Origin of the sequence: Acinetobacter sp. YH12120 (assembly GCF_013418795.1) — a bacterium.
In the GTDB taxonomy this organism is placed as follows: Bacteria; Pseudomonadota; Gammaproteobacteria; order Pseudomonadales; family Moraxellaceae; genus Acinetobacter; species Acinetobacter towneri.
In genome coordinates this window covers 106087-113608 of sequence record NZ_VPBI01000008.1, presented here as the reverse complement: position 1 = coordinate 113608, position 7522 = coordinate 106087, and the positions used below count along the sequence as shown (strand labels likewise).

The 7522-nt window shown below is 41.7% G+C and carries 11 protein-coding genes and 1 pseudogene; 7 read left to right on the top strand and 5 right to left on the bottom strand.

Going from position 1 to position 7522, the window contains the following annotated elements; translation table 11 throughout:
• Positions 1-118: pseudogene (locus FTU58_RS07560) on the top strand (IS982 family transposase); the annotation flags it as partial.
• 11 nt (positions 119-129) lie between these two features.
• Here FTU58_RS07560 and crcB read toward each other — a convergent pair.
• Positions 130-507, bottom strand: coding sequence for a fluoride efflux transporter CrcB (gene crcB, locus FTU58_RS07555; protein WP_180062292.1), 378 nt, complete (start codon positions 505-507; stop codon positions 130-132).
• A 233-nt stretch (positions 508-740) separates the two neighbouring features.
• On the opposite strand from crcB, the gene FTU58_RS07550 reads away from it, so the two are divergent.
• The gene (locus FTU58_RS07550) at positions 741-1073 is read left to right on the top strand and encodes a HopJ type III effector protein (protein WP_180062291.1); all 333 of its coding nucleotides are present in this window, start codon (positions 741-743) and stop codon (positions 1071-1073) included.
• Between the two features lie 148 nt (positions 1074-1221).
• On the opposite strand, the gene FTU58_RS07545 is transcribed toward FTU58_RS07550, so the two are convergent.
• Complete coding sequence (locus FTU58_RS07545; RefSeq protein WP_180062290.1) at positions 1222-1632, bottom strand: protease inhibitor I42 family protein; 411 nt, start codon at positions 1630-1632, stop codon at positions 1222-1224.
• A 9-nt stretch (positions 1633-1641) separates the two neighbouring features.
• Positions 1642-2208 (bottom strand): hypothetical protein, encoded by a 567-nt coding sequence (locus FTU58_RS07540; protein ID WP_180062289.1) that lies wholly within the window; start codon positions 2206-2208, stop codon positions 1642-1644.
• Positions 2209-2379: 171 nt separating this feature from the next.
• Here FTU58_RS07540 and FTU58_RS07535 point away from each other — a divergent pair, with 171 nt between their 5' ends.
• Positions 2380-3018, top strand: coding sequence for a class I SAM-dependent methyltransferase (locus FTU58_RS07535; protein ID WP_180062288.1), 639 nt, complete (start codon positions 2380-2382; stop codon positions 3016-3018).
• On the opposite strand, the gene FTU58_RS07530 is transcribed toward FTU58_RS07535, so the two are convergent.
• Together FTU58_RS07530 and FTU58_RS07525 are read right to left on the bottom strand one after the other, a co-directional pair.
• Positions 3000-3584 (bottom strand): hypothetical protein, encoded by a 585-nt coding sequence (locus tag FTU58_RS07530; RefSeq protein WP_180062287.1) that lies wholly within the window; start codon positions 3582-3584, stop codon positions 3000-3002. The two genes, FTU58_RS07535 and FTU58_RS07530, sit on opposite strands and share 19 nt — an antisense overlap.
• Positions 3585-3628: 44 nt before the next feature.
• Positions 3629-4102, bottom strand: a complete 474-nt coding sequence (locus tag FTU58_RS07525) for a Holliday junction resolvase-like protein (protein ID WP_180062286.1) — start codon at positions 4100-4102, stop codon at positions 3629-3631.
• 115 nt (positions 4103-4217) lie between these two features.
• Between FTU58_RS07525 and FTU58_RS07520 the strand changes: the two genes are divergently transcribed.
• The 4 genes from FTU58_RS07520 to FTU58_RS07505 all read left to right on the top strand — a co-directional run bounded on the left by FTU58_RS07520 (position 4218) and on the right by FTU58_RS07505 (position 7453).
• Positions 4218-4862 carry a ParA family protein gene (locus tag FTU58_RS07520; RefSeq protein WP_004974554.1) on the top strand — a complete coding sequence of 215 codons (645 nt, stop codon included), beginning with the start codon at positions 4218-4220 and terminating at the stop codon, positions 4860-4862.
• 108 nt (positions 4863-4970) lie between these two features.
• Positions 4971-6110 (top strand): AI-2E family transporter, encoded by a 1140-nt coding sequence (locus tag FTU58_RS07515; protein ID WP_131260611.1) that lies wholly within the window; start codon positions 4971-4973, stop codon positions 6108-6110.
• A gap of 163 nt (positions 6111-6273) precedes the next feature.
• Complete coding sequence (sodC, locus tag FTU58_RS07510) at positions 6274-6816, top strand: superoxide dismutase family protein (RefSeq protein WP_180062285.1); 543 nt, start codon at positions 6274-6276, stop codon at positions 6814-6816.
• Between the two features lie 340 nt (positions 6817-7156).
• Positions 7157-7453, top strand: a complete 297-nt coding sequence (locus FTU58_RS07505) for a DUF3817 domain-containing protein (protein WP_004974548.1) — start codon at positions 7157-7159, stop codon at positions 7451-7453.
• Positions 7454-7522: the final 69 nt, after the last annotated feature.

Genomic DNA, 7522 nt, shown 5'->3' with positions numbered 1-7522 from the left:
TAAACATCGTTCGATTGCTGGTTTTTTAGCAGGCGTATTTTCTTCACTATGTGCGTATCAACTTTGCCAAAAGAATAAGCCTAAAATTCATGTGATTAAATCTTTGGCTTATCCGTAACTGGGGTTAATCTAATGTTTTAAAAACTGTTGAATCACATAAAAACCCAATCCCAGCAACATCACTCCCAAAACCACACTGGAAAGCGCATAACTAAACGCCATACCTTGCTGTCCATGTCTTAAGAGTTGCCAAGTTTCCAACCCAAAACTAGAAAATGTGGTAAAACCACCTAAAATTCCAACCATCAGCAATAAGCGGGCTTCCTGCTGCAACACAGGATATTTCTGACTCAATGCAAAAAACACACCCGCCAAAAAGCAGCCAAATAGATTGACCGACCACGTTGCCCATGGAAAATGCTGTGCCGATTTAAATAAATACAGGCTTGCGGCATAACGTAAACTTGCCCCCAATGCACCGCCAATTGCCACCAATAGCCAATTCATCTGTTCTGCTGTCCTTTTTGCGGCTATGTCGTGTATTTCTCACAGCCATAATTTTTAGTCACACGTGATCTCACTCTGTATTTCAAGATATCTTGCCCGAAGCATCCATATCTTTGCTCAGATTTTACATCTTCCTAAATCACATAAGTTAAATACACGAAAAAGTTTTCCACTCAAAACTAAATTGCGCTAGTCTGCATATTATTTCAATTTAGGCACATGTGGAGGATGTCATGGCAAAAGAATTATTGGCTCAACTTGAGGCAGGCAGTGCAACATTTGCCGATGTGATTGCATTCATTGAAGCACACTATAACCACACCCCAACCGCATTTAAAAATGGACAACAAAACAATGCTGCCACTGAAAATCAGGGCAGCGCTAAAGTATTTTCTTTTGCTCAGTTAAAAGGTCTAGATCAGGCACAAACCCTCAGTTTGTTTGCAGAACACTATGCCTCGGTACGTGCAAACCCGACAGGCAGTGACCACCAAAACATTCGCCAGTTTATGCAACATGGTTGGGATGGTATCCGATTTGAAGGGCAAGCACTCAGCGCCAAATAATTTTGAGTATTTTAGTTTTAAATTTAGATAGGAAAGCCGTGTGATACTGATTATAAACAGCCTCACACGGCTTTTTATTTTAAGAAATTATAGATTCTTTGCCGTTGAATCTAACAATGATTCGAGCTGTTTAGCATAATCAAACACATCAAGAAATACGCACCCGACATTGCCATTCTTGTATTGCGGTTTTTTCCCATGCTCGGGCATATTTCACGTGGAGCAATTCCTGACCAGCCTTGATAGCCTGAAAATAAAATATTTTTTGTCCGCCTTGCCCTACTTGGGCAGAAGATGAAGCTTCAGCAGTGTGATAAATACTTTCTACATCAAATAACTTCAGCGGCTCTACCAAACTCCATTGATAGCCTGTGCTTAGGTTTTCATTCAGTTGTAATTCTAGAGTTTGCCCTACATCCATCTCTAACAATGCGGGACATTGCTGCTGTGCCGTAAATTTAAACGTTTGTCCATCAATGCTTGAATTCATACCTGTGCATGCGCTTATGCCCACTGCCACAACACATCCACTCAAACACATGCGCAAATAGCCATTCATCACCCTGTCCTAACTTTTAACCTTTTCAATCCACTGAATTGAACTGACGCGAAATACCTCACAAGCACCATCCCCCGTATCGGTAGGGGTAAGCGATGATGTCCAGACCAAATCCTGATCTTTGACTTCCACCAACTCCCCTTTTAAACGCACCAAATCGCCACGTTTGACCTTCTTAATTTCCTTGGCAATTTGTGGGTTGGCAGGAATGATGTGCATATTGGAGACCATTTGCATGGCTTGTTCCGCAGGTACAGGCAAACGATCTATTTTCCAGTTTAAATAGCGGTCATATTGATTGACCGTGATATGACGGGCAATTTCAGGTTCAGCAAATAAACCCCAACTCACCGCATAATCAATTGGAGAAAATTTGGCTTGGGCATCATGTTGATAGGTTTTAGAACCCAAAATCCGAAAATCACCTTTAAAGGGTTGCAAGACTTCAATCGACTGACCTTTCACGACAGGTGGTAAGCCTTTGGCAATATTACGCTCAACCGAAGCATAGCCAGAACATGGCAAAGCCAGAGTCAGTAACAATGCCGTGAGTTTTAGCGAAATATGCGTGTTCATCTTAAAATCTGCCTATTAAATTCATCTATCTATATTTATCTTAATCACAGATCATGAATACAATAGTTGAAATTGGTAACAAAATGCAGTCATTGGCTCATTCTGACATGGCAAAAACCCTGTAATTTCAGCTAAGCTTATCGGCATAAAAATCAATAATTAGATCTGCACATGCTCTATAAATTTTATCAAAAACATATTTTCCCGCACTTGCTGAATCAGGTCATGCAAACCCCTTCCTTAATGGATTTGCGACGTGAGCTTTTATTGGGCGTATCGGGTGAAGTTTTGGAAATTGGCTTTGGCACAGGTTTAAATTTACCTTTTTATCAAGGTGTAGATACTGTATATGCCTTAGAACCCAATACAGCAATTTTCCAATTGGCGCAGGAACGAATTGATGCAACACCGTTCGTGGTTGAGCAGATCACCGCAAGCGCAGAACAATTGCCTTTTACAAATGATCAATTGCAGCATGTGGTATCCACTTGGACGTTGTGCAGTATTCCAGACCTAGAACAAAGCCTGCGAGAAATTTATCGCGTCTTACAACCGGGCGGCACTTTGCACCTCGTAGAACACGTTTTAAATCGACACAACTTGAATATTCAGCGTTTACAGCATCTGCTCACGCCTATTCAAAAAAAAGTTGCAGATGGCTGTCACTTAAACCGTGACATTGAAATTGCCCTACTCGAAACTGGTTTTGAATTGGGAGAAGTTCAATATTTCGATGTTGCAGGCATTCCAAGGCTGGCACAGCGCATGTTATTGGCGCGAGTGCATAAACCTCAAGCAGCAATTTTCTGAATATGAGTGATACGCAGCAACACACATTGCGCTGCATAGGCTGAACCAACGCCAACCCAAAAGGCCTGCCCAGATTTCACAGAATGCACGTGAACAATATCGCCTTGTAGCTGTATACGCTGCCCCGCTTTTAGCCGACGAATTTGATTTGCGATTTGCGCATTGGCGGCAATCACACTTAAATGTTGAACCTGCTGTTGTATTACTGCCTGTTCTGCTGCACTCAGCTGTCCTTCAACCTTGAAGCAACGTCTAGGTTGGTCAAACGTCAGTTTTGCAGACATATTTGGCAAACTTTTTTGAGTCACCAATACATCAATATTACTCACATAAGCCAAGTCATTAAAATGCCCCACATAAGGGCTGGCTTGGTGTAGAACCTGCCGCTGTGGTTTAACAAAACGCTTATTGAGCACGGTCACTTCTGTCTGAAACGCTGCGACTGAACTTAGTTTGAAATTCTTTAAAACCCCAGATTCTTGTAAATGTGGAATGGCACGAAAAAACTCGGCCCAACTCCATAACAGCACACAAAATAAAGCCAAGGCAATGGAAAGTTGTTTCATGTTACGCTGTCCTGTATTTGACTCATACTTCACCTTGATCAAGCTTAATCAGCATCTTGAAAATCAATCCGAATGGTTTCAAAACGAATTTTGCCCTGTTGAATCGCTTGGGCAATCGCCTGTTGCCCTTTGGTCAAACGTGCGCCACCACTTTTAATATCAATCAGGACAATTGCAATATCTTCGGCACGCCCATTGCCATCCCGATAATTGGTATAGCCATCGAAAACGATATAATCAACAGGATCACCTAAAAATTTAGCATCGCTCGGTAAATACTGAAATTCGGGCATAATCGGCGCCAATTGCTCTGCCATTTTTCCTTTCAACACCGCACGACTGGTATTCACACTGCGCTTTTGTGCCTGCAATAACGCCTGCTGATGTGCCAATTCAATTTCTGCAATATATTGTTCATACTCGGCTTTAATCCGTCCATTGCGGCTATTGCTTAAAATTAAGGTGGTCAGCACCACGCCTATACAGGCACCTATCAGCATCGCCATCCAGATTGACATAAAACCTTCCTAAACCTTTTTTGCAGAACTCGATACGACTTTTGTCAACTGTCATATTCCGAGCACAAAACAATGATATGCTAGGGATGAGCAGATTAAAATCGATTCGAGGGTCATGAAAACTATATTAATTGCCAACCAAAAAGGTGGCTGTGGAAAAACCATTACGGCTATTAGTTTAGCATCTGCGCTTGCACAAAAAGGCTATAAAGTTGCTTTGGCGGATGCCGACAATCAAAAATCTGCGCTGCAATGGTTAAAACAACGACCAGAAACAGCCGCTCCAATTCAAAGTTTAGATTGGCGTCATGAAAAGTCGATTGGCGATGCACCCAAAAACATTGAATATTTAATTATTGATGCACCTGGCGCATTATCGGGCGAACATGCCGAGCAATTGATTAGTGAAGCGCATGCGATTATTACTCCGCTGCAACCTTCTTTTTTCGATATTGACTCAACCCGCCGCTTCTTAAAACACTTACAAGACATTAAGCGGATTCGTAAAGGTAAAGTCCAAATTTTGCTGCTGGCCAATCGGGTCAAACCCAACTCTGCCAGCTCTAAAGATATTCAGGATTTTTTCCAGAAAATCGAGCAACAGCCTGTGGCATGGATTTCAGAACGTGCAGCCTATGGACAATTGGCAATGCAAGGTTTAAGTATTTTTGATAAAACCCAAAAAACTTATCTGCAAATGCAAGATCAATGGCAGCCTGTACTGAATGCCATTGTAGATGACCCTGCTCAATGGTTTTAAAGCCTAGAATCGCCACCGTTTAGAACTTATTCACCAGAACTTACCAAGCTCTCGTTTTCGGGAGCTTTTTTTTCAGTTAATATGGCACATGACCTTAGGAATGTTTCAGTGAATTCAGTGCAACAGTACGCGCCAACATTACAAAAAATTTTATTGTTTGGACTGTTTTTTGTCCTGATCTTTTTGGGTTTTCACATACTCAAATATTTTATTGTTCCTGTTGTTTGGGCAGCAATCATTGCCTATATGAGCTGGCCACTATATCAGTCGGTGCTACGTTTATGCGGTCATCGTCCTACGCTTAGCGCAGCCTTAATGATGCTGATGGTCACGTTGGTGGTCGGCATTCCACTCACTTTTGCCATTTTTATCCTGCAACATGAAGGTCGCAACTTATATTACGAATTACAAAAACAGGTCTTTTCCGGACACTTAAATGTCCCTGATTTCATTCGCAATTTACCTATTATTGGTAAAGAAGTCACCCGCACCCTTAAAGAAATTAATCACGATCCGAACAGCATTGTGCAATCCATTTCCTTATGGATTCAAGGGCATTTAAATTACGGCAAAGTGGTGATTAATGAAGTCAGCAAAAACCTAATCAAACTTGGTTTTGCCCTGCTATCGTTATTCTTTTTCTACCGCGATGGTCACACCATTTTGCATCAAGTCAGCAAAGCTTTGGAAATGGTGATTGGGCCACGTATTCATCACTATTTAGATACTATTTCTGAAACCACACGTGCTGTGGTCTATGGCGTTGGACTCACCGCAATTGCGCAAGCCTTACTCGCAGGCGTGAGCTATTTTGTCGCTGGGGTACCTAATCCGATGGTACTGACCATTGTGACTTTCTTATTTGCCTTAATTCCGTTTGGCCCACCGTTAGCTTATGGTTCGGTGTCGCTGTGGTTATTTAGCCAAGGGCATACCATGGAAGCCATTGGTGTGATGGCGTGGGGCGTGTGTGTGGTCAGCACTGCTGATAACGTGATTCGTCCTTTGGTGATTTCGGGTGCCACTCAAATTCCATTCCTGTTGATCATGTTTGGAGTTTTAGGTGGAATTGCCAGTTTTGGTCTGATTGGTCTATTTATTGGCCCTGTGATTTTGGCCGTGTTACTGGCCATTTGGCGTGAATGGTTGCATGAAAACAACCAGCCCGAAGCTTTAATGTTGCCCAAAGCCACGCTTGCGCATGATCTCCCTGAAGACGATTCATCATCCAATTCAAAGCTTGATTAAGCTGTTTTACTGATCATATTGCTCACATGGCTGTGTTGATCTGAATAAATCAGCTCAACACAGTACATACATACTACTACGCAAACGTTGTATTGTAACGGAGCTAACTTTGCTTCAATCAAGACATCCCTAAATATTATGCACAACAAACAGGATGTCTTTTATGCGCTCAATACTCAAATTTGCCAGTCTTGCTGCTTTTAGCAGCCTAGTACTTATGGGTTGCAGCACCACCGCGACCACACAACAAAAATCTAAAATCTTAAAAATGCATGCTGTTTCAGCACAAGGGATTGGCAAGGAATTAGGTACGGTTGAACTGCGTGACAGTGCAGCAGGCTTAATCATTCACTCCCAACTCCAACAACTCCCTGCAGGCGAACGAGGTTTTCATATCCATGAAAAAGGTTCATGTGCAGCAGCAGAAAAAGATGGAAAAATGGTTGCTGCTTTGGCAGCGGGCGGACATTTTAATCCCAAAAATATCCCGAATCATGGTACACCGCTGACAGGACATTTAGGGGACTTACCGGCTTTAAGTGTTGCAAACGACGGAACAGCCAAAGTGACTGTGATTGCACCCCGTTTAACATTGGCACAAGTTGAAGGGTTGGCCTTGATGATTCATGCAGGCGGTGATAACTATGCTGACCATCCAAAACCATTGGGCGGCGGCGGTGAGCGAATTGCCTGTGGGATTATTTAAGCGAGCATGATGCATTTTCAATAAAACATTTATTACCAATTGTGGATAAGTTAAGGGTTATACACATGCCTTTCGACTTATCCGCAAAAAGTAAAATTTATCTTTTTGAGGATTATTCTCAAACGACACTCAATGCAGCTCTTCTTGCTTTATATCGGTCGTCTTTCATAACCACACTTACTCGTTTTTGAATAACTTGCTACTAATTTGCAAAAAATTAGCTCAATTTTGCAGCCATCGTATCTAGCTCATCAATGTGCAGAGCTCCCAACAGCTCGTCTTTGCGATTGTCACTATTTGCGCTACACTGCTGTTTTATCGACATGAAAAAGATTTGGGCATGAACATTAAAACATTACGTTGGGTTGGGTTCCTAGAAGGTATTTCATTCTTATTGTTGTTATTTATTGCTATGCCCATGAAATATATGTTCGATAACCCAATTTTAGTGAAATATGTAGGTATGGGACACGGCGTATTGTTTATCGCATTTTTAGTGGTGCTTTTTGTGGTTTGTGAAAAACAAAAATGGTCTCTTAAAATGTTTATTTTGGGCTTAATTGCTTCAATTTTACCTTTTGGCCCATTTGTTTTTGATGCTAAATTGAAAAAGATGGAACAACCAGTACAAGCTTAATCTGCAAGTCCTTTTCAGCTTTCATCATATTACACATTTTCTCAACTTTAATTTATAAATCAAATGTTT

Bases quoted from the DNA above. Each gene is read 5' to 3' on its own strand.
- sodC (WP_180062285.1), top strand. From the start codon at position 6,274: ATGCGCTCAATACTCAAATTTGCCAGTCTTGCTGCTTTTAGCAGCCTA.
- FTU58_RS07530 (WP_180062287.1), bottom strand. From the start codon at position 3,584: ATGAAACAACTTTCCATTGCCTTGGCTTTATTTTGTGTGCTGTTATGG.
- FTU58_RS07550 (WP_180062291.1), top strand. From the start codon at position 741: ATGGCAAAAGAATTATTGGCTCAACTTGAGGCAGGCAGTGCAACATTT.
- FTU58_RS07505 (WP_004974548.1), top strand. From the start codon at position 7,157: ATGAACATTAAAACATTACGTTGGGTTGGGTTCCTAGAAGGTATTTCA.
- FTU58_RS07520 (WP_004974554.1), top strand. From the start codon at position 4,218: ATGAAAACTATATTAATTGCCAACCAAAAAGGTGGCTGTGGAAAAACC.
- FTU58_RS07535 (WP_180062288.1), top strand. From the start codon at position 2,380: ATGCTCTATAAATTTTATCAAAAACATATTTTCCCGCACTTGCTGAAT.
- FTU58_RS07545 (WP_180062290.1), bottom strand. From the start codon at position 1,632: ATGAATGGCTATTTGCGCATGTGTTTGAGTGGATGTGTTGTGGCAGTG.
- FTU58_RS07540 (WP_180062289.1), bottom strand. From the start codon at position 2,208: ATGAACACGCATATTTCGCTAAAACTCACGGCATTGTTACTGACTCTG.
- FTU58_RS07525 (WP_180062286.1), bottom strand. From the start codon at position 4,102: ATGTCAATCTGGATGGCGATGCTGATAGGTGCCTGTATAGGCGTGGTG.
- crcB (WP_180062292.1), bottom strand. From the start codon at position 507: ATGAATTGGCTATTGGTGGCAATTGGCGGTGCATTGGGGGCAAGTTTA.